General features: G+C 57.3%; 15 protein-coding genes. 3 read left to right on the forward strand and 12 right to left on the reverse strand.

Translation table 11 applies throughout. The features are described from left to right. Positions 1–336: 336 nt before the first annotated feature. The 4 genes from ACFE7X_RS16110 to ACFE7X_RS16125 all read right to left on the reverse strand — a co-directional run bounded on the left by ACFE7X_RS16110 (position 337) and on the right by ACFE7X_RS16125 (position 4,506). Positions 337–1,416, reverse strand: coding sequence for a chorismate mutase (locus ACFE7X_RS16110; protein WP_375436709.1), 1,080 nt, complete (start codon positions 1,414–1,416; stop codon positions 337–339). Between the two features lie 67 nt (positions 1,417–1,483). Next, positions 1,484–2,332, reverse strand: a complete 849-nt coding sequence (locus ACFE7X_RS16115; RefSeq protein WP_375436710.1) for a prephenate dehydrogenase — start codon at positions 2,330–2,332, stop codon at positions 1,484–1,486. Positions 2,333–2,359: 27 nt separating this feature from the next. Beyond that, a complete protein-coding gene (locus ACFE7X_RS16120) occupies positions 2,360–3,532 on the reverse strand; it encodes a pyridoxal phosphate-dependent aminotransferase (protein ID WP_375436711.1) in 1,173 nt (390 codons plus the stop codon). A gap of 140 nt (positions 3,533–3,672) precedes the next feature. Then, positions 3,673–4,506 (reverse strand): prephenate dehydratase, encoded by an 834-nt coding sequence (locus ACFE7X_RS16125; RefSeq protein WP_375436712.1) that lies wholly within the window; start codon positions 4,504–4,506, stop codon positions 3,673–3,675. A 443-nt stretch (positions 4,507–4,949) separates the two neighbouring features. Here ACFE7X_RS16125 and ACFE7X_RS16130 point away from each other — a divergent pair, with 443 nt between their 5' ends. The 3 genes from ACFE7X_RS16130 (at position 4,950) to ACFE7X_RS16140 (ending at position 10,125) form a co-directional block, all read left to right on the forward strand. Further along, positions 4,950–5,891: a tetratricopeptide repeat protein gene (locus ACFE7X_RS16130; RefSeq protein WP_375436713.1), complete on the forward strand. Its 942-nt coding sequence runs from the start codon at positions 4,950–4,952 to the stop codon at positions 5,889–5,891. A 490-nt stretch (positions 5,892–6,381) separates the two neighbouring features. Then, entirely contained in the window at positions 6,382–7,164 is a 783-nt protein-coding gene (locus tag ACFE7X_RS16135) for a porin family protein (RefSeq protein ID WP_375436714.1), read from the forward strand. A gap of 504 nt (positions 7,165–7,668) precedes the next feature. Beyond that, positions 7,669–10,125: a T9SS type A sorting domain-containing protein gene (locus ACFE7X_RS16140; RefSeq protein ID WP_375436715.1), complete on the forward strand. Its 2,457-nt coding sequence runs from the start codon at positions 7,669–7,671 to the stop codon at positions 10,123–10,125. Positions 10,126–10,824: 699 nt separating this feature from the next. Here ACFE7X_RS16140 and ACFE7X_RS16145 read toward each other — a convergent pair. The 8 genes from ACFE7X_RS16145 to ACFE7X_RS16180 all read right to left on the reverse strand — a co-directional run bounded on the left by ACFE7X_RS16145 (position 10,825) and on the right by ACFE7X_RS16180 (position 20,567). After that, a complete protein-coding gene (locus ACFE7X_RS16145) occupies positions 10,825–11,766 on the reverse strand; it encodes a sugar phosphate isomerase/epimerase family protein (RefSeq protein WP_375436716.1) in 942 nt (313 codons plus the stop codon). After that, complete coding sequence (locus ACFE7X_RS16150; protein ID WP_375436717.1) at positions 11,759–13,255, reverse strand: YcaO-like family protein; 1,497 nt, start codon at positions 13,253–13,255, stop codon at positions 11,759–11,761. Before ACFE7X_RS16150 ends, ACFE7X_RS16145 begins: the two co-directional genes overlap by 8 nt. Next, a complete protein-coding gene (locus ACFE7X_RS16155) occupies positions 13,245–14,087 on the reverse strand; it encodes an MBL fold metallo-hydrolase (protein WP_375436718.1) in 843 nt (280 codons plus the stop codon). Before ACFE7X_RS16155 ends, ACFE7X_RS16150 begins: the two co-directional genes overlap by 11 nt. 176 nt (positions 14,088–14,263) lie before the next feature. Continuing rightward, positions 14,264–15,352, reverse strand: coding sequence for a Gfo/Idh/MocA family protein (locus ACFE7X_RS16160; protein ID WP_375436719.1), 1,089 nt, complete (start codon positions 15,350–15,352; stop codon positions 14,264–14,266). Positions 15,353–15,557: 205 nt separating this feature from the next. Then, positions 15,558–16,529, reverse strand: coding sequence for a hypothetical protein (locus ACFE7X_RS16165; RefSeq protein WP_375436720.1), 972 nt, complete (start codon positions 16,527–16,529; stop codon positions 15,558–15,560). Further along, complete coding sequence (locus tag ACFE7X_RS16170) at positions 16,530–17,831, reverse strand: inositol-3-phosphate synthase (protein WP_375436721.1); 1,302 nt, start codon at positions 17,829–17,831, stop codon at positions 16,530–16,532. A 369-nt stretch (positions 17,832–18,200) separates the two neighbouring features. Beyond that, positions 18,201–18,983, reverse strand: coding sequence for a PIG-L deacetylase family protein (locus ACFE7X_RS16175; protein WP_375436722.1), 783 nt, complete (start codon positions 18,981–18,983; stop codon positions 18,201–18,203). A 342-nt stretch (positions 18,984–19,325) separates the two neighbouring features. Further along, positions 19,326–20,567 (reverse strand): glycosyltransferase family 4 protein, encoded by a 1,242-nt coding sequence (locus ACFE7X_RS16180; protein WP_375436723.1) that lies wholly within the window; start codon positions 20,565–20,567, stop codon positions 19,326–19,328. Positions 20,568–20,635: the final 68 nt, after the last annotated feature.

The following is a 20,635-nucleotide window of genomic DNA, read 5'->3' on the forward strand; positions in this document are numbered from 1 at the left end:
TCGCTTGTCCAATAGCTCGTTGGTAAAAGAACCCGTACCCGAATAGAAGTTTATCCGAAGGTATAGAACGTATTCCGATTGCTAACCGCTGCCTATCACCCAGGCCCACTACCGAAAACGGCTGACGGTAGCTTTAATTATCTTTCTTTTGGCCTCGGAGTTTGTAGTAGCCGCCGGAGCTTCGTGGCGGCAGTTGTTTACGTGGCTGTAGCGCGAAGCCTGAGCTTCGCGCTACAGCCACGTAAACAACTGCCGCCACGAAGCTCCGGCGGCCAACAGTTAATCTTTGCATTGCACTTCTTAACGAGCACAATACCGAACCAACCAGCAGCGCTGCTACGAGTTCATCACTTTGTTCTGGCGGTTGATAGACTCTAAGTGAACTGCTTCGAGGTAGCTATGGATGAACTCAGGCGTGAGGCCCAAAGCAGTGCCCTGACGCAGGCTGCGCTCCAAAATTTCGCTGTAGCGAGTGGTTTGCAGGATGGTGATGTCGTTGTCTTTCTTGTACTGACCAATCTGCTGCGCCACGCCCATGCGGCGGCCGAGCAACTGCATGATTTCGGTGTCGAGCTGGTTGATTTGCGCACGCAGACCAGCCAGAGCCGTCTGGAATTCGCGTTGGTTGTCGGGCTCGTGGCGCCATACCAAGTGCTCCAGCATGTCCTTGAGGGCGGCGGCCGTTACTTGCTGCTTGGCGTCACTCCAGGCATTGTCCGGGTCGGGGTGCGACTCCAGCATGAGGCCGTCGAAGTCAAGGTCGATGGACTGCTGCGCCACGGCGGCCAGCGTGTCGCGGCGGCCGCAGATGTGACTCGGGTCGCAGATGATGGGCAGGTCGGGCATGCGGCGCTTCATCTCGATGGGCAGGTGCCACATCGGGGCGTTGCGGAAGTCGGTGTTGCCGTAGCTGGCGAAGCCGCGGTGGATGAGGCCGAGGTCTTTCAGGCCAGCTTTGGCTAAGCGCTCCACGGCGCCTACCCACAGCTCCAACTCCGGGTGAATCGGGTTTTTCACGAGCACCGGAATATCGACGCCCCGCAGCGCGTTGGCAATTTCCTGAACCGAGAACGGGTTGCCGGTGGTGCGGGCACCCACCCACAGCACGTCCACTTCGAAAGCCAAGCAATCCTCTACGTGCTTGGCCGTGGCCACTTCCACAGCTACCGGCAGGCCGGTTATTTCCTTGGCTTTGCGCAACCACGGCAGGCCCTTCGTGCCGATGCCTTCGAACATGCCCGGCTTGGTGCGGGGCTTCCAGATACCGGCGCGCAGCATATCCACTCGGCCAGTAGCGGCCAGTTCAGTGGCGGATTGCAGCACTTGCTCTTCGGTTTCGGCGCTGCATGGTCCGGAAATTAGAAGCGCCTTTTTGTGGATGTTCACGGTCTTGGGCGCGAGGGCAGTTTGGTTCATGGTATTAAGGTGAATGTGCGAAGTTTTGATTTTGTGTCTATTAGGCGAAAGCTCAATGGCGGCCGCGCTACGAAATGATTTTGCGAATGTGGTTGGCTTGTTCGATGGATTGCCGCAGCCCTTCGTAGTCTTCGTCGGCTAGCAGGCGGCGCAGTTCTTGGAGCTGCCGCAGGTGCTCGTCGAGCACGTCGAGCACGTTGGTGCGGTTCTGGCGAAAGATAGGCACCCACATGGCCGGGGAGCTTTTCGCCAAACGTACCGTCGACTCGAAACCGCCGCTGGCCAAATCAAAGATACGCTGCTCCTCTTTCTCTTTCTCCAACACCGTGAGTGCCAATGCGAAAGAAGTGATGTGCGAAATGTGCGACACGTACGCCGCGTGCAAGTCGTGGTCGGCGGCATCGAGGTAGAGCAAGCGCATGGGCAGTGCCCGAAATAGCTCTTCTACCAGTTGCACCGCATCCGGGTCGCTGCGGTGCGCGTCGCACACCACCAGGGTTTTGCCGGCAAATAAGTGCTGCACGGCCGCTTCGGGCCCGGAGTACTCGGTGCCCGCCATGGGGTGAATGGCGACGAACCGCCCGCGGTTTGGGTGCTCGGCCACGGCAGCCAGTAGCTTTTCTTTGGTAGAACCCACATCTACCACCACTTGGCGGCCGGTGGCAGCGTCGAGCACCTGCGGCAGCACGCTTAGCATAGCGTCCATGGGCACGGCCACTACCACCAGGTCGGCGGCGGCTACGGCGGTGGCGAGGTCGGTTTCAATTTCGTCGATCAAGCCGAGTTCTAGCGCCCGTCGGGCGTGCTCGGGGCTTGCTTCGACCCCTATAAATCGGTGAGCTAAGCCCTGTTGGCGCAAGCTCAGCGCCAGGGAGCCCCCAATCAACCCAATTCCTATTACGGTTACGATGGTCATGTTCGGTGGAAGTTTACCTGTGTTTTGCTAAGCCAACGCCTTGCGAGACTGCACAATGCGGTCCACTGCCTTCCGAAGCACCGCTTCGCTTTGGCAGAGGCTCACCCGGATAAAACCGTTGCCGTTGCTACCGAAAATGCCGCCGGGCGTCAGGAACACGCGGGCTTCATTCAGTAGCTCGTCGCTGAGGGCATAGCCATTGGCGTAGGCGGATGGCACGGCGGCCCACACAAACAGGCCGGTTTGCTCGGGGTCGGGTTGGCAGCCGAGGATGTGCAGCAGTTCGAACACCACCTCACGCCGGGCTTTATACACGGCGTTTAGCTCCGTAAACCATTCATCCCCAAGGGCCAGCGCTGCTACGGCCGCTTGCTGCACCGGCAGAAACATCCCCGAATCCATGTTGCTCTTGAAGCGCAGCACTTCCCGCAGCCAATCGGCGCGGCCCGCCAGCAAGCCCACGCGCCAGCCAGCCATGTTGTGCGACTTGCTCAACGAATTCAGCTCCAAAGCTACTTCCCGCGCCCCCAGCACCGCCAGCAAGCTCATGGGCGCATCGTTGAGGATGAAGCTGTAGGGGTTGTCGTGGATCAGCATAATCTGATGCTGCTGCGCGAAGGCCACCAACCGCGCCAGGAACGCCGCATCGGCGCGGGTGCCAGTGGGCATGTGCGGATAGTTGACCAGCATCATCTTCACCTTACTCAAGTCCGACTCGGCCAGCGCTTCCAGATCGGGCAGCCAGCCAGCGGCTTCCGTTAGGTCGTATTCGCGGATGGTGGCGCCGCAGATTTCCGCTACTGCGCGGTAGGTGGGGTAGCCGGGGTTCGGAATCAGCACCACGTCGCCGGCTTCCAAGAACGTCATGCCAATATGCATCAAGCCTTCTTTCGAGCCGAGCAGCGGCAGCACTTCGGTGGCGGGGTCGAGGGTCACACCGTAGGCGCGACTGTACCACTCAGCTACGGCCGCACGCAACGCCGGAATGCCTTGGTAGCTCTGGTAGCCGTGGGTGGTGGGCAGCGCTGCTGAGGCCGTAAGAGCCGCCGTTACGGTTGGGTGCGGCGGCAAGTCGGGGCTACCAATGCCGAGGTTGATGATGTCGGCGCCGGCTTGGTTGAGGGCCGCAATTTCGCGCAGCTTCTGCGAGAAGTAGTATTCACCGGTATTCGCTAAGCGCTGAGCAGTTGAAACTTGCATGGCGGTTTGTTGATGGTTGCCAGTTACTCGGGAAGATTTCCAAACTTCTGCTTGGTGCATTATCTTGTTTCTTGTTGAGGCAGAGCTGCCGTTAGCAGCGTCTTACCAAGCATATGCTTGGTGGCGAGAGGCGGACTCGGTCAATAATATTCGCCGCGTTGATAGGCACCAAGCACTTGCAGATCGTCGGTGAGCAGGGTCAGCTCTTGCAGCAGCGCCGGTAGCTGGGCGGCTTCGTCGAACTCGACATCGGCGTGGAAGTAGTACTGCCACGTGCGGCCTGGCCGGGGGCATGACTGCAACTTGGAGAGGTTGAAGCCGTGGCCGGCAATGCAAGTCAGCACGCGGGCCAAGCTGCCGCGCTGGTGGTCGGTGTGGAAATAAAGCGAGGCTTTGTTGGCCGTGCTGATGGACCGCTCGGGGTCTTTGCGCTCCAATACCAAGAAGCGGGTGTAGTTTTCGGGGTCGGCGTGAATATCGTGGGCCAGCACTTCCAAGCCGTAAAGCCGAGCAGCCGCTTCGCCGGCCACGGCCGCAATACCGATTTGGCTGTGCTCGCGCAAGTGCCGAGCACTCAAAGCCGTATCTACCGTTTCGACGAGCTGCCAGGGGTGCAACGCCAGAAAATCGGCGCATTGCAGCAGTGCCACCGGATGCGAATGCACCTCCCGAATATCAGCCAACTCTTGGCCCGGCAAAGCCATCAAGTGCTGCCGGATGCGCAAGTAGATTTCACCCGTTACCTGCACTGCCGATCGTTGCAGCAAGCTGTAGTTGGGCAGGATGCTACCGGCAATGGAATTCTCGATGGCCATCAATCCAACTTCGGTGTTGCCACTCGTTACTTGCCGCACTACTTCCCCGAAGGTGGCACAGGGCGCAATAGCCGGGGTTGAGCCGAAATAATGACGGGCGGCCAACTCGTGGAAGCTGCCCGCATAACCCTGAATAGCAATGGCGGAAGAAGAGGACATTAGGGGTGACCGATAAGAAGAAGGAGAAGGAAGCACGGGACTTAGGAAACAAGCATGAAAAAGGGCTCCACTGTGCGGAGCCCTGGGTTTGCGGTGGTGCGGTGAGTCAGCAGCGGCAAAAACGGGCCTAGTTCTTCGAGTAAAAGAACGGGTAATAGAAGAAGGTAAAAATGGGGGCGAAGTGGCGCATGGAAGGAAAAGACGTAAAAAAAGCGCCTCTCGAAGTCGAGAGGCGCTGGAGTTTTCAGGTTGGAAAAGCTACACGGCGGCTGCTCGACTACGCAGAAGCGCAGAAGTAATAAAAGCCAAAAAAGTAGCGTTGCTGGGGCATCAGTAAGTAGCTTAACGGCGGCAAGGTGAAGAAAGATTTTCAGAAAATCAACGATTTACCTTGTTCATTTTGTTAACTGGTACCGCCCCGAGTTTCGTATACAATCTCACCTATGCAACACCGCTTCCTCTTTCTCTTGGTTTTACCGCTAAGTTTTGCGTGGCCATCGGCCGCGCAAACCAAGTCCGACGTCACTCCACCTAACTCGTCGTCTAAAGCTAAATCCACTGCCGCCCCAACCAAACCAGCTGCTACGCAAACCAAATCCTCAACGGCCCAAACCAAGGCTGCTGCTGAAGCGGAAGTGCTTGAAAAAGCGTCGGGTTTGATGCTGGACCGCAAGTACGAGTCGGCTTTTAAGGCCCTGAACCGCTTCGACCCCAAGCACCGCCGGCCAGCTATCGTGCTCAAGAAGATGGAATTGGCTCTTAACTATAGTCTGCGGAGCCGCGAGTATGAGGCCTTCGGCTTCCGCGACCTGGAACCGCTCGAACGGCTCGACTCTTTGCGGGTCCGCTACAGCCGCGCCGCCATACCCTACAGTTTTCCGGTAGAGCGTACGCTGCTGAGTTTGAAAAAGCAGTACCCCACCAACTACAAAATAAGCCGGGCCTTGGGCGACTACTACTACCAAGTGTTGCAGTGCGATTGTGCTGAAGCCGAGAAGTCGCCCAAAACGCTGATGTCATTGGTAGCGCGCAACTACACCACGGCCAATGCCCACGGCCTCGGCGACTTCACGTCTTATTATGCGCTCGGCTACGTGCACATGTTGCGGGGTCGGTTTGCGGAGAGCGTTGCGCCTTTCAAACGGGCCATCAAACTGCGCCCAAGTTACGCCTGGACTCATTTCCATCTGGCTTACAGCTACAACGAGCTCAAGCAGCTAAGCAAGGCCGGCGACGAGGCCCGCGCCGCCGCTCGCTACTTCACCGACGACGCCCAAATGAAGAGCGATGCGCTGTATATGGTTGAGGACATCGAAAGACGCCTTGCCGCCACCACTCCACGCAACGCCAAAGCTAGCTCAGAAAAGGCCGTGAAAAAGCAGTAGGAATATTCCCAACCAGTTGTAAATCCTTGCAGTGTAAAGCAGTAGGCTGCATGGAGAGCAAGAATTGGGGCCTACTACAAGGCCGTCATGCAGAGCACAGCGAAGCATCTCGCCCGCTGACACTGAATTACTATTCTCGCATCAGCAGGCGAGATGCTTCGCTGTGCTCTGCATGACGTTCTAGGTATTTACTATTCACTTATCCTAGTTGAGATTTTGCGGCCGGCAAATTCTTGAACTTGATGAACTGCGAGACGCAGAATAGTAGGTTTCTATACTGCTTCGGTTACCAGAAGACCACCTGGATCCGTTTCCGAGCGGAGTTCACTTCGATATGATGATAGTCTAGTGCAGAGTCTTCATTGGGCTTAGGATAAGGGCGTGTAGCTTAGCATCACGGAATTGGCACGGTTTTGTAATTGCATAGTACAACCCCGGCATTCTGTGATGCGCAACGTGACGCCGGTTCACAACCTTTCCTTTCCTGACTATGAATACGAAGCGACTTTTCGGCCGCCTGGCCGCGGCTACCCTTTTGTTTTCCGCCTGCACCCTTTCCGCGCAGGCCCAGATTCAGCCCCACCGCGTACCTGCTTATACTGGCAAATATACCGGCAAAGCGCAAGCCCGCTCGGTATACTCCCCTAAATCAACTAGTTCCATATTGGGGCCACAGTTCGGTATCCGGGCCGGCCTAAACGTTTCCGACTGGTCGGGTGACGCGGTACAAAGCGTGATGAATGTAGCCGACTTTTCGAGCGGAGCTGTAACCAAGGAAATGAAGCCCGGTTTCCACGTGGGTTTTTACACCACACTGCCGCTGGGTTCGAGCTTCGCTATCGAACCGGGCATCAGCTACTCCGAGAAGGGCGCGAAGCTAGTTGGCACCATTCCATTTGAACCACTCGACTTCCTGAACGCCCGCGTCACGGCCACTTCCCACATGGCGTATGTCGATGTGCCAGTGCTGGCCAAAGCTTACATCACGCCTGGCTTTTACCTTTTTGCGGGTCCCCAGGCCTCTTTTTTGGTTAGCAATAATGCCCGCGTGGAAGCTAGCGCCCTCGGCTTCTCGGCCTACAAGCAAGACTTCGACATCAAAGACCAGTTCCGCCCCGTCGACTTTGGCGTAGTAGGCGGCATCGGCTACCAGTCCGCCGGTGGCATCGGCTTCAGTGCCGGCTACGACTACGGCCTCTCGTCGCTCGACAAAAGCAACCGTTTCGACGCGCAGAACCGCGTAATCAAAGCGTCGCTGAACTACTCGTTTTAAGAAAGTTGATAGTTGGCGGTGATCTAATTTTCAGGCAACCTAAAAGGTAGAATCCGATGCTAATGACCCATTGTATTATGGGTTATTAGCATCGGATTCTACCTTTTTACAATTCGCATTATTTTAGCTCATTACTGAATTAACTGCTGCTTTTTTGAACATGGTTACAGGCCATCAAGCTAGATACTCTTCTCATCTCCGACTTCACCGCACAATTGGAAATAAAACAATAAATATCAAAAAAGTTTAATAAAAACCCTCTGCACTAACCCCTGCCAAGGCAGCTCATACAAATAATACCATATTAGCTCATTACCTTGTCCTCTTATTTAATACTGACTTTACCATCGTCATTCAATACTGTTTAGTCAAACTCATTTTGCTTTAACGTTTATGCACAAAATTCTTACTAGAATTTCTCTGCTGGCCACATTGTTCTGTTCGTTGGAAGGCATCACAGTACTAAAGGCACAGTCGCTGGACCCTTCTTTTCAACCTACAGTGTTGAAGACTCCTCTCACAGCTGGTTTGCAGTTAACCGTAAATTCGCTGGCCGTACAGCCGGACGGCAAAATTCTGGTCGCTGGAGGCTTCGACTTTGTCAATGGAGCCCTTACCGGAAAAATACAGCGCCTCAATCCAGACGGTACCACCGATGCGACATTCAACGTAGGTGGCACCGGAGCTAATGGTTTCATCTCGGCCATTGTGCTTCAACCAGATGGCAAAATCTTAGTAGGCGGCGGTTTCACCACATTCAATGGCCAGCCTCTTCCATTAGTGGTGCGTCTCAACTCTGATGGTTCAATTGATCCAAGTTTTACCTTTGGCAGTTCTATTTCTATCCGACAGATCAGTGGCATAGCTTTGCAACCAGATGGCAAAATACTGGTTGGTAGCGGTGCGACTCTCAATGGCGGCATACAGACTAGTGGGCTTGTACGGCTACTACCTAACGGAGCAATTGATTCGTCATTCAACATCGGCACTAATCTAACCCAAGGGGGGACAATATCGGCCATCTTGGTGCAAGCTGATGGTAGTATTCTGATAGGCGGTTCTTTCGATAACTTTAACTCCAATGGCCAACAACTACGTTGGCTAGTCCGCCTGACCAGCGCAGGTATGGTAGACCCCAGCTTTGTTGTCAACACTACGAATATCAACCTCGGTCCTATAGCAGCCCTGGCCCAGCAGCCCGATGGCAAGCTCCTAATAGGAGGATCGTTTATACAAGTTGATGGGCAGCCAGCCGGACGAATAGCGCGCTTGTTACTGGATGGCACACTCGATAACTCATTCCAGCCTGGTACTGGCGCTAATAATACTGTACGCAGTATTACCCTAGAGCCTGACGGCGATATTGTGATCGGAGGCGTTTTCACCCAAGTGAATGGAGTAGCTCGAGGCCGAGTAGCTCGCCTCACCTCCACAGGTAGCCTCGATATGAACTTTGCGGCTGGCGTTGGAGCTAGCAACCAAGTCAACGCTGTTACGGTGACTCCTACCGGCCAAGTGTTGGTTGCCGGGGGATTTCCTCAATACAATGCTACTTCTTATGGCGGCATTGTTAGGCTAAACGGTACAACTGGCTTACTTGATGCAACATTTGCGCCAGTAATCGAGGCTCGGGGTATGCTTACGCAGGCAGTACCACTACCCAACGGGCAGCTATTGTTAACTGGCAATTTCACGGAGTTTAATGGCTTACCTGCTCCTGGCATCGCCAACGCAGTACGGCGCATCAACGCCGATGGTACTCTCGATGCTAGTTTCGTTTCCCCATCCACCAGTGGTACTAACATTGTACAGGCCGTGCAGCCTAACGGCAACTTCTATCTGTTGGGGAACCAAGTTCTGATTCCTTCAATTCGACGGCAGTTGGCATCGGGTGCCGTTGACAACAGTTTTAATGCACAGCCTTTTGGGCCAACTACATTCAGCCCCGGTATAACACCTGCGCAATTGCAAGGCGCAGTTGACCTAGGCAACGGGCAATTACTTGTGTTTGGTCGTTTCAGTAGCTATGGTACCTTGAGCGGCTTAAATGGCCTGATCCGGCTTAACGCTGATGGCACGCCTGATAATACTTTTGTGACGGTTGGTAGTCAGGCAGCCCGCCGTGTGGCTAAGGTGCTGGTACAATCTAGCGGTAAGCTGTTGGTAGTGAGTGATGATTTTCCAAACTCATCGGCTACTACTCTTGAGCGCCTCAACGCCAACGGTTCTCCAGACAACACTTTCTCAGTGGGAACAGCAGCTGGTACTGGTGCTACTTATACAGTTCTGCCACAGCCCGACGGACGCTTACTTGTTAGTGGCTCGTTCACCACCTTCAATGGTCAGCCAGCGCCTTACGGTGTGGTTCGCCTCACAGTTGATGGTAGCATTGACCCAACTTATTCCTCATTAGCGGATTCTTATCTTCTGCGAGCCGTACAGCCAGATGGTCGCCTGCTTGCCAGCCGCAACTCTCCTGCTTACAGCAACACGCTTGTTCGACTCAACCTTGACGGCAGCCTCGACGCAAGCTTTAGCCCAGTTGCTATTCCGCAAAGTATTTTCACTGGTGACGATGTATTAACAGGCATTGTCCTCCAACCCACCGATGGCAAAATCGTGCTTTTCGGTTCGTTCCGCTACGTAGCCGGACAGGTCCGTATCGGCTTGGCTAGGCTAGCTAACATAGGTTTGGCTACACGCTACGCACTGGCGTTACAGCCCCTGGAGTTGTATCCTAACCCGGCTAGTGAGTTCGTAACCGTGCAATTGCCTGCCGTTTCCAAAACTCGCCCTGCCACTCTGGTAGACTTGAACGGCCACACGGTGCGACAATGGTCGGTACCTGCTCAGCAACTTAAAACTCAACTATCTCTGAACGCAGTGCCGGCTGGTATATACCTATTGCAGGTACGTGGCGAATCTGCACTATACCAACAGAAGGTAATTGTAACTCATTAATTTTCGTCACCGATTGGGTGCGCTTCCATTTAGGGTCACTATCATTTCCAACTAACACGAAGCCCCCACTGGTTATCAGCGGGGGCTTCGTGTTAGTAATACCAAAGGCCAGGCCGGGTAGCACGGGTAATAGGCAACCGGTAGTCTGCAACCGACCGGAACTCCCGCCGCAATAGGTGAGTGAAAGTCCCAGCCTGACCCAATATCTTGATTCCAATTCTTATTGGACACCATCGCTGTTCTTTGCTGATTGCAATCTGTCCGCAATTTTAGCTTAATACACCAATTGTGCCTCGTAACCTTCTACGCCTTTCTACCATGCCTTGCTTATCAGCTTAACTATATATCTGGAAAGTAGCAGTGCTTCTGTGCCTTACCTATCGTCGCAACGTTCTAAACCGAGAAACAGTAATAGCAAGACGTATGATTTCGCAACCTCGTTCCATAGCTACTATTGGAGAAATTAGATTTATTGAGCGGAATCTTCCCACCTAGCATTCTGACTCACGTCATATAAAAATAGTGTCGGTCATCCATCCCGAGTTACGGCGCGCATCAAACAAAGTCGAAGGCCTACGGCTTCGCTTGATGCGTGTCATGATAGGTAATTAGGCAGAGCAGGATGTTACAGCAAGTAGGTGCTAAAGCAGGTCGGCTATTGCTTCATCTACTCTCCTAACTTGTATAACCTATTGACAACTAACGATGTTCATCAACTATCGGTTTCACCTCTAGTTGGCGCAGATAGGCCAGCGCCTGCGGAATCATCTGGTGGGCCCGGTGCGACTCGCGGGAGAGTTCCACGCATACTAGGCGGGAAAAATTAATGCTTTGTAAGGCCGCTAAGATGGCGGGCACATCCATATCGCCTTCTCCGAAGGGCAGGTGCTCATGCACGCCACGGCGCATATCCTCTACCGCCACGGTGCCTAAGTGCGGGGCAAACTCTGCTACGGCGGCGGCCGGGTCCCGCTCGCCGGTTACGAGCAAGTGGCCGGTGTCGAGGGCTAGTTTCAGGTCGGGCAACTCCTGGCGCAGGCGCAGGTAGTCGTCCACGGTTTCAACCAGCATACCGGGCTCGGGTTCCAGCGAGGCAACCACACCCCGCTGCTGCGCGGCGGCTACCACTTGATGCAAACCTTCGAGCAGCCAGTCCCAGGCTTGGGTGGGCGCTACGCCGGGCTGCGGCACCCCAGCCCAAAACGACACCGTTTCGCCTTGGCAAGTGGCGCAAATATCGAGGCAACGGGTCAGGAAATCAACCCGTTTGGCGCGCCCAGCGGCGGCGAGAGACAGGAGCGTGGGTTCGTGCTTCTGGCGGTAGTCGAGCAGGTAGCGGGCTCCGGTTTCCAACACTAGGCCTAAGCCTAGCTCGCGCAGGCGAGATGCCAGCGCCGTGGTGCGGCCACTGAAATCGGGGGCGTAGGGGTCGTGGTGCTGATGGTCGAGGGTGAGGGCTACGCCGTCGTAGCCGGCTTCGGCAATCAGCACTAGGGCATCATCGAGTCGGTGGTTGGCGGCGCCGTTGGTGTTGTAGGCGTAGCGCAGGCGCGTCTTGGTTTCTAGCTTTTCCGCGTTCGGATCAAGCGAAGAAAGCGCCATTGGTGATGTAGCGGAGTTGCGGGAGGTTAAGTCAGGCATGAGAGGAAGTGGCTTCTTGCGCACTAACGTGGTATACGTGACGCTCGGGCTCACGGTAGAGAGCGTACAGTTCCCCGACTGTCTGGCGGGCTAGCTGCGGACTAAACCAAGCCGAACCACCAAGGGCGGATTCATCGGCGGCGGGCAAAGGCACCCGCAAAGCACCCGGGGGCGGGTCGCCAAGGCCGACCAGCGGGCTGCGCCGGGCCAGTAATTTCTCTAGGTTGCGGCGCCCGATTCGGTCGTAGGTCATGGTTTCAACTTCTAGCTCCGGCACTACGGCCTTCACGGTGCGTACCGGGCCATTGGGGTCGGTGAACTCGACATAATACACACTCAGACCGGCCGCCGTTAGGCGCTCCTGCACTACCCGCAGCAAGTCAGTTGGCGCAGCTAGGGAGTTGAATGGCACGGTGGGCAACTCGGAAAACTTTACGGTGCGCGTCACACCAAATACCGGATTCTGTACGCGGGCAAACAGTTCGGGGGCGCTCAAATCCAGCCATTGTCGCATGGCCTCAGCGGCGCGCTTTTCCTGGTTGGCCAGCACCGGCGGGTCTTGCCGCACCTGCGTTAAATAGCCGGGCGCCACGTTTTCCAGCCAAGCTACGTCGCCGTGCTCGAAGCGTTTTCGCACCCGGCTGGAGGCAAATTCCAGCAAGGCTTTGGCCAGGGCTATTTCCCGGTCAGGGTGCGCAGCCTCGCCGCAGCCAGTGAGCATAAGCGGGTGCGGCACCCGGTTCAAGTCCCGTTCGTAGCCTACCACGTAGAGGCTGGTGATGCCGAAATCGGTGGAGGCGAGCTTCACTTGGATTTCCAGACCAGCCTCGTCGTAGCGTTGCAGCAGGGCGCGGGTGTCGGGGTTCTGCACTTCGTCGAGCTCAATGCGCACGCCCTGGTCGAGGGCGCGGTAGTTGATGGCGTTGCCGTCGCGCTGCAACAGTTCCAGCAGCCCGTGCGAAAGGGCCCGTTCCAGCGACTCGCCGGCGCCCATGCCGTTGGTAATGGGCGTGTACAGCCAGTCGTGCTGCTCTTGACCATGCCAGTCGCCGGGCCAGGTGGCGGCCGTTTCGATGGGCACCCATGTCACCTCTTGCGTTGGATAGGTGCGGGCCTGGGTCCAGAGTAGTTCTGCATCGGGCGTGTAGGCGGTGCCGACGGGTAGCCGGTCGCGCAGCGGGTCGAGGCAGGGCACGCCTTCCGCTTGCAACTGGCGGTACGAAGCTTGCCGGCGCGGCATCTGCATCAGGTACAGATTCACGAAGGTTTCCTCGGTGATTTCGCCGTAGGCCCCGATGCGGGCTTGGTCGTCGGTGGCGCCGTAGCCGGTGCCGGTGCTCATGCCCCCCGGTAGCCACTGGGCCAAGCTCCAAACGGGCACGTTCAAGTAGTCGAGGCTGGTGAGCGGAATTTCATAGACGGGAGCCGAGGGCAAGGCGCTCTTGTACAAAGCCACTGGGGCCGGGTCGGGAGGAAGGTTAGGCGTCATGAGCAGAAGGCGAAATAGGTAGAAAATCGGCGAACGGCCGGCCAGTGAGTTGCGCGGCAAAGAGTTGCCGGGCGGCGGCTTTGCCCCCGTGCGGCACCGGCTCCCAGGGCGTCAGAACTCCGTCGAAATCAAGTGGTTCGAGCACGGCTTGGTAGCGGCGCACATCGGCGTGCGAAAGGGGAATGTGGGCGTCGTAGGCGCGGTGGGTGCTGATGGCCACGGCCGCCCCGGCTTCGTTGAGCTGGAACTTGAGGGCGTCGCCGCAGAACAGCAAGTGGCGAGCGGGCAGGTGCAACACGGTGTGGCCGGGCGTGTGGCCACCGGTGTGGTGCAGCACCGCGCCGGGGTGCAACTCCGCCCGGTCCTCGAACGGCCAGCTCACCCGGAAAGCCTGCGTGAAGTTGAGCTCGTCTTGCTGCATCACCACCTCCGGCCGGAACACTTCCACCAGTTGCCACAGCGCCCCGTACACGTGGCAGTGCGAAGCCGAGAGGTAGCGCAAACCGCCCAAGCTGGCAATGAAATCAAGCGCGGCTTGGTCGTAGTAGCCGGCGCCTTCGAAGGCGAGGTTGCCATGCTCGGCATCCACCACCACGTAACCCCGCGGCCCGATGCCCAACTGCGGCTCGTTCCAGAATTGCCAGATACCGGGCATCACTTCCTGCCACAACACCGCCACCGTTGTTGCTACCTGCGCCGCGGTGCGGAACTCCCACCCATCGGGGGGCAGTGGGTGCCGGTAGTCGAGGCAGACCGGGCAGTTGGGTGGGCCGCCTGGGAAGTACCGCTGCCAGAAGCCGCAGTTGGTGCATACGTAATGGCTAAGAGGCATAGAATCAGGTTGTAGCACGTTGTTTCCGCTGGGCGGCTCATTGAACGGCTCTACCACGCAACGGCGCTTCGTCTATTGCACAGTTGCTGTTGTGGCGGCGCGGTTCCTTTCGTTCAACGATACGCGAAGCTCAGGCTTCGCGCTACAGCCAACGAATCACCAGCAAGATCTTGGCGTTAGGGGTGTTCGACAGTCACATTAGCCGGGCCATACAGACCAACGGCGGGCGTGAGGTGGGGCGCGGTGGGGCGGGCCGCCGCGTCGAGTAAGTGCATGGTGTGCAGGTCGAGCGTCGGGGGAAAAGGAAACGGGGTGTTTGTGCGAACTGCTTCAGCAAAGGCTTCCACTTGACGCCGAAAAGGAGACGCTTCTTGGTCGAACGGCACTTCTTGGGTGGTGCCGTCGGGGCGGGTGAGGGTGAGCGTACCGCCGGGGGTCTGGCCCATCGTGTTCAGGGCCAGCGCCCGGCCTTTGTCGCCGATAACCTCCAGGGTACGACGCGGATACGCATCGGGACAGTTGTAGGCTACGGTATGAGAAACCAAAACACCGCTGGCAGTACGGGCTATTAGCACAGCGCCATCATCCACCGGATACTCGTGAATGCGCTGCTGAGTGAGAGCAGTTATTTCCGTTATGGCTTCCCCGAGCAGCACCTGCGTTAAATCGAGGCCGTGGGGGGCCAGGTCTATCATGGCGCCGCCACCGGCCTCGTGGGCATCGATGCGCCAGTTGCGGTAGGTGCCTTGATCGGTGTCGGGCGTCCAGTCGGCGGGGGTCCAGCAGGCGTAATGCAGGCGCAGGCAGGTAATGCGACCCAGTTCACCGGCTTCAATCAATTCCCGCAGGCGCTGGTGCGCGGGGTGAAACCGTTGGTCGAAGGCGGTGGCTAACAAGGTGCCATGTGCTTCGGCGGCTGCCAGCATAGCAGCGGCTTCGGGGGCGGTACGGGCCAGTGGCTTCTCGCAGAGCACTGGTAAGCCGGCAGCAGCTAGCGCAGCCACTACTTTGGCGTGACTAGCGTTGGGGGTGGCCACGTACACAGCCTGTAGTCCAGGCGTCAACACGAAATCAGCTAAGTCCGAGGTTCGATGCAACTCGTTGTTGTTCGGCATGAACTCCGCTAAGGCCCGCTCGTTGAGGTCACACAGCGCTATTAGTTGCCCGTTAGTGGACCCCTGAATTGCGGGCGCCACATAGTCGCGGGCCACCCAACCGCAGCCTACTATTCCCCACTTTATCTTCGTTGAAACTGAATTTGGCAAGAAGCTCAGCGTGTATGATTAGATGAATGTTCTGGCGGGAAACCTCACCCCCTAGCCCCCTCTCCAAAAGAGAGGGGAACTAGCTCTAGAAAGTTATCTACTAGTCTTTTATAGCCAGTTCTGAGAGGGAATGAGGCCCTACTTTTTAGAGCTAGAATCTATATGTAGTTCCCCCTCTCTTTTGGAGAGAGGCTAGGGGGTGAGGTCAACCGGTTGGCAATAGTCCGGCGGCGCTTAGCACCTGCTGGTGAAAGGTTTGCGTGAAGCCAGCGTGCACGATATTGAGGTCGTCGAGGGCTTGGTAGAGGCGAAAACGGGCGCTCTGGTCGTGCCAGGCCATTTCCAAAGTTCGGTCGAAAACGTCGGCGGCGTGGAAGGCTTTGGCGGCGGGGTTGTCGAGGGTACGGGTGCGCAACAAGGCCGCTTCAGCGGTGCGGCGCACGGCGCCGGGTAGCTGCGCTAAGGCTTGCGTGGTAGCTTGCTGCATCAAACCTGGCAGACGGTGGCTAAGTAGTTCGTCGCCGGCAAAGCCAGGGTCGGGCAGGGCCGCATTGTGCAGGTGGTGCGTTAGCGCCGTGAGGAAGGCTTCTCCTGGTTCGGCCTGGAAAGTGGGGCTTAGCAGCACCGCGTACACAGCCACTAGAGCGCAATGGTCGGCGTGGCTTTCGGTGGGAACCAGCATGATGCGCGGCCGGCCCGGATGCGTAGCTCCGGCCCGGGGCTGTGCCGCTAATTGCGCTACGAAGGTGGGCGTTGCAGGTCGCATCGTTTCCGCTGAGCCCTGCAAGGCCTCCAGCATCCAGGCCGCTTGCAACTCTGTTAGCAGTTCGGGTGCGAGCGAGGCACCAGCACCGGTTAGAGCAAGCTGCAAGGTTGCTTCCGCATCTTCCTCACTCATTCCCAAGCTAGTAAGCAAAGGCACCGTGTAGCCGGGCAGACGCACTGCGACCAGTGCGCGCGCTGTTTCGCGCAGGGCCACGGTGGTAGCATCCTCACCCGCCACCAACGCCTGCCAGCTTCTGGCAAAAAGCTGCTCTGCCAACGAGCCGTCCGTGCCCGCTACCCGCACCCGCTTCAGGTCGTTTAGCTCGCGCAGCAACGGCAGCAACTGGGGCAGATGGGCCAGCACTGCTTCACCGGAAACGGTGCTGGTCGTTTGAAGTACGGCCGCTGACACTTACACTCGATTTTGGGCTACCACCGACTCGGAATCCACCACTGCCGAGGTTGCTCCGGTTTCTGCCAGCCAAGCCAGCAGCGCCAGTTGCTGCTTCTCGAAGGCGTGCTCGGGCTTGCGGCCAAACTCCGACACCATAGGCGACTTAAAGAATACGCCCAGCGCATCAATCACGCCTCCCTGCTGCCGCCGGCTAGCGAGGTTCAGCAAGCGGGCTAGTTCCAGCACCAAAGGCGCCGCCAGAATGGAGTCGCGACACAGGAAGTTGACCTTGACTTGCATCTTCTGGCCCATAAAGCCCACTAAATCAATATTATCCCAGGCTTCCTTGTTGTCGCCGCGGGGCTTGTAGTAGTGGATGTGCACCAAGTGGCTGCCTACCGGATAACCGAGAATATCATCGAGCACCGAACCTTTGGTGGTGATTTTAGAAGCTAACGACTCGGGACTAGCAAGGGCTTCGCCGTCGCGGTTGCCGAGGATGTTGGTGGAAAACCAGCCGTCAACCACTAAGTTGCGCGCTTTAAATGCGGGAGCCAGCACGGTTTTCATGAACGTCTGACCGGTCTTGCCATCTTTGCCGGTCACGGGCACGCCTCGCTCACGCGCTAACTGGTGCAGAGCCGGCGCATCGGCCGCGGCCGAAGGCGTGAAGTTGGCGTAAGGTGCGTTTTCGAGAATAGCGGCGTAGGCATAGAGCATGGCCGGCGGAATCCGCTCATCGTTGGCGCCTACTGCGGCTTCGAATGCTGCCGGAGTCGAGAAAATATCAGCCGTTAAATCGGGAGCGGCTTCGGTGGAAGCCAAATGAATCACTACCACATCATCCAACTCCTGCTCTTGCCGGAAGCGGCGCAAGTCGGCGCGGATAGCCTCAACCGCTGCGTTTGAATCGCAGGCTGCCACTTGGTGCACTCCCGTCACGTTGCGGCAGAACCGGACGTTGCCCACGGCCGGCCAGGGCTGAATGGCGCTCAGTTCCTTCTCGGCCGCCACTAACTGCTCGGGTTCCAACACGCGGTGGTGGCGGGCAGCCGTGGCCAGATCGGCAGGGCTCAGGTCCCATCCCCCGAACACCAGATTCTGGTAGTCAACTAATTGGGAAGTAAGCTCGGCCGGCAAATCAGCCAGGGGCAGCCCAGTGGTGTCCATGGCTTGGGCACGCAGCAATGCCACGCCTGCAATGGCCGTAGTAGCCACCGCTCCGCCTACTCCGACAATGGCAACGCCTAGCCGCGCGGGCGCTTCTGAGCTAAGTGGCAGTTGAGAACTTTGGTTGGTAAGTGTGGTAGTTGAAACCATGATAAAAGAGAAGTAGTTGTGGAAGGCGCAGTGAAAGCCCTAACCGCGAGGAATTTTGGAACAGGTAATGGTTATGATTGTTCTAGATATCTTACAAGTAAGCCCTAATTTTATTAGTATCCCATTTTCAACCTCGACAGTGCTTTGCACTTTACTGATCCATGATATCTACCTGTTTTTCGCGCTGCTTACCAATTGTATTAGTTATTTATTGTTAAAGGGCCTACTCTATTTTCTCCGGTTTCTTGCTACGCCCGGATTTCAGCAAAGTCTAGGTTCTAGGCAGCTTATTGGGGCGGAGTGAACTACCCTTATGCGTGGTATTCAACTCCCTTCAAGCTTTGCTCTGCCTGCCCGCTCGCTGCCGTCTTAGCTTACCATAAAGGGAAGCGGCACTGCTGTGGAAGCGCTGAGAAACCGCTCTGCTATGCCGGCCAATCCGCTAGCTGCGGCCTCCCTCAGTGCCAGGTGCGTCAGTGCATCTTCCACCTGCGCTGATCCACCGAACTGAAACCCAAGTTGCGTTTGATAGGCTCGCGCCGCGGCCACTTTAGCGGCTAAGGCAGTTGGCGCAACAACTACGGCTACGTCCTGCAACCTTGGCGGCAACTCGGCTGCCGGTACCGCTGCCGGCTGCCGGATAATGTAAGGGGTATCACGATACCAAAGCACTGGTAACCGCCCAACTACCTGTTGCACGGCGCGAATAGTATGCAAATGGTCGACGTGGTTGCCCAAGCCCTGCGGCGCAAACAGCACAGCGGGTTGCACCGCCTGAATTTCGGTTGCGAGCAACTCGGCAAGCTCCTGCCAGATGGGGTCGGTTGGCAGCATACCGGCGAACAGGGCCGGACCACTTTCGTAGCCGCGGTGTGGGGCTTCGGGCAAGTTCAGCCAATGCACTGTTTGCGCGCCTAAATGCGCGGCTGCGGCCGTATCCTCTGCTCGCCGCAAGGCCAAGTAATCTATATCTGGCGCCAAGCCTTTGTCTGTTTGGCAAGTTAATGCAAACCCCGTAGGGTTAGGCACCGAGCAAGTAAAAGCCGTTGTCAGTACACACTCCCACCCCGCCGCTACCAATGTGGCTAGCGTGCCACCGCAAGAGAAAGCCACATCATCAAGGTGAGGCGAAACGAAAAGAGCCGTCGGCATAGAAGACAAAAGACTATGTAGCTAGTGAATAAAGCAGTGGACCGATTTCAAGTGAACTACGGAAATCTTTTCGCCCCAACACTACACTTCTTGACCTGAAACTAGGAAGCTAGTCGCCTTCAGATGAGGAGAAGTTAACGGTAATTGACAATCGCCGAAAAAATACTCTGACTTGTCATGCTAAGCGGAATCGGAACATCTGGCGTACTGCGGTTGAGGTTGTTACACCAGTGAGATGCTCCGGCTCCGCTTAGCATGACGGTTACTTTGGCAAGGTCAGCACACCAGATGCTTCGATTGGTGGACGCTCGGCAAGGCATAACAGTTGGCTTATGTCCGCGCTTACAGCAGATGCGGGGCTTCGCGGTAGCGGCAAGCTTCGGGTGGGGCAGTGTTCTCAAGCCAGTTCAGATTGGGGGCGGTGCCACGCAACTGCTCATACACGCCAGCTATCTGTCGGGCAATGGTGGGCCAGGCGTATTTTTGGCGAGCTTCGGCCAGCGCTGTTTCCGCTAGGCGCGTGCGCAATGCCTCATCGTCGAGGAGGCGGCGCAGGGCGTAGGTGAGGGCGGGCACGTCGCCGGGCGGATGGAGCAGGCCATTGTCGGCGTCGCGCAGGCAGTCGACCACGCCTACGGCGGCTCCGCCTACTACGGGTAGGCCACTGCTCATGGCTTCCAGAATGGTGTTGGAAAAGCCCTCGGCATAAGTTGGCGACACAAACACGTCCGCGCGTTGGTAGATGGCGGGCACGGCATCGTAGTCGACGTAGCCAGCCAGTTCCACTTGTGCGCCCCAAGGAGCCGCGGCCACCTGCCGGCACACTTCTTCGTAGTCGGGCCCGATGCCAGAAATCAGCAGCCGTAAGTTGGGGCGCGTAGGAGCCAGCTCACGGAAAGCGGCCAGCAAATCGAGGACGCCCTTGCGCCGGTCTACGCGGCCGTGATAAAGCAGCGTGGGCTGCTGTGGCTTGCGCCACTGCCCAGCCTGCCAGCCCGGCGCCGGCCGGAAACGCTCGACATCCACCGCGCCGGGCACAACAGTAAACCGGTTGGTGGCGGTACCGTGGTGTTCTATCACCTCGTCCGCAAACGACTGACAGCCAATCAGCACCGCTCCGGCATGATCGAGCACAGTGCGAATGGCTTGCTGGTGCGTTTTGCAACAGTTCACACCCACCCAGTGCCCGTCGCCCCCCTGGATGGATACCACGTTGGGGATTCTTAAGCGGCGGCTGGCCAGCAGCGCCACCAAGCCGGGCGGGTAGCCGTATTGAGCGTGAATAAGGTCGAACGGAATTTCGGCGTGTGCCTGTAGCACGGCCGCTAGCAGCGTCTGAATGTCGTCTTCGAACCGTCCCCCGTTTTGTTCGCCGAGTGCTTCAACTCCCAGCACCCGCACGCCGGGCACCGGCGGCGGCGGGCCACCACCATACACGCCCCGCCCCTGCGCATCGCCGCGGTACTGCGAAATCATGGTTACCTGATGGCCGAGTGCTACCAGTTCGCGCAACAGGTTTTGCGCGTAAACACTCATGCCAGAAATGGCGGGAAAATAGCGGCGGGAAATGAAGCAGATGTGCAAGGAAGTACAAAGAAGTGGCGTTCAACAATTCTGGGCTAGCCCTAAACTGCTTGCTCCAGCCCAAGCGG

Origin of the sequence: uncultured Hymenobacter sp. (assembly GCF_964242765.1) — a bacterium.
Lineage (GTDB): Bacteria > Bacteroidota > Bacteroidia > Cytophagales > Hymenobacteraceae > Hymenobacter.

Coding starts and splice junctions, on each gene's coding strand:
- ACFE7X_RS16145 (WP_375436716.1), bottom strand. CDS start 11,766: ATGCCTGACTTAACCTCCCGCAACTCCGCTACATCACCAATGGCGCTT.
- ACFE7X_RS16115 (WP_375436710.1), bottom strand. CDS start 2,332: ATGACCATCGTAACCGTAATAGGAATTGGGTTGATTGGGGGCTCCCTG.
- ACFE7X_RS16110 (WP_375436709.1), bottom strand. CDS start 1,416: ATGAACCAAACTGCCCTCGCGCCCAAGACCGTGAACATCCACAAAAAG.
- ACFE7X_RS16170 (WP_375436721.1), bottom strand. CDS start 17,831: ATGGTTTCAACTACCACACTTACCAACCAAAGTTCTCAACTGCCACTT.
- ACFE7X_RS16130 (WP_375436713.1), top strand. CDS start 4,950: ATGCAACACCGCTTCCTCTTTCTCTTGGTTTTACCGCTAAGTTTTGCG.
- ACFE7X_RS16135 (WP_375436714.1), top strand. CDS start 6,382: ATGAATACGAAGCGACTTTTCGGCCGCCTGGCCGCGGCTACCCTTTTG.
- ACFE7X_RS16120 (WP_375436711.1), bottom strand. CDS start 3,532: ATGCAAGTTTCAACTGCTCAGCGCTTAGCGAATACCGGTGAATACTAC.
- ACFE7X_RS16125 (WP_375436712.1), bottom strand. CDS start 4,506: ATGTCCTCTTCTTCCGCCATTGCTATTCAGGGTTATGCGGGCAGCTTC.
- ACFE7X_RS16150 (WP_375436717.1), bottom strand. CDS start 13,255: ATGACGCCTAACCTTCCTCCCGACCCGGCCCCAGTGGCTTTGTACAAG.
- ACFE7X_RS16155 (WP_375436718.1), bottom strand. CDS start 14,087: ATGCCTCTTAGCCATTACGTATGCACCAACTGCGGCTTCTGGCAGCGG.
- ACFE7X_RS16175 (WP_375436722.1), bottom strand. CDS start 18,983: ATGCCGACGGCTCTTTTCGTTTCGCCTCACCTTGATGATGTGGCTTTC.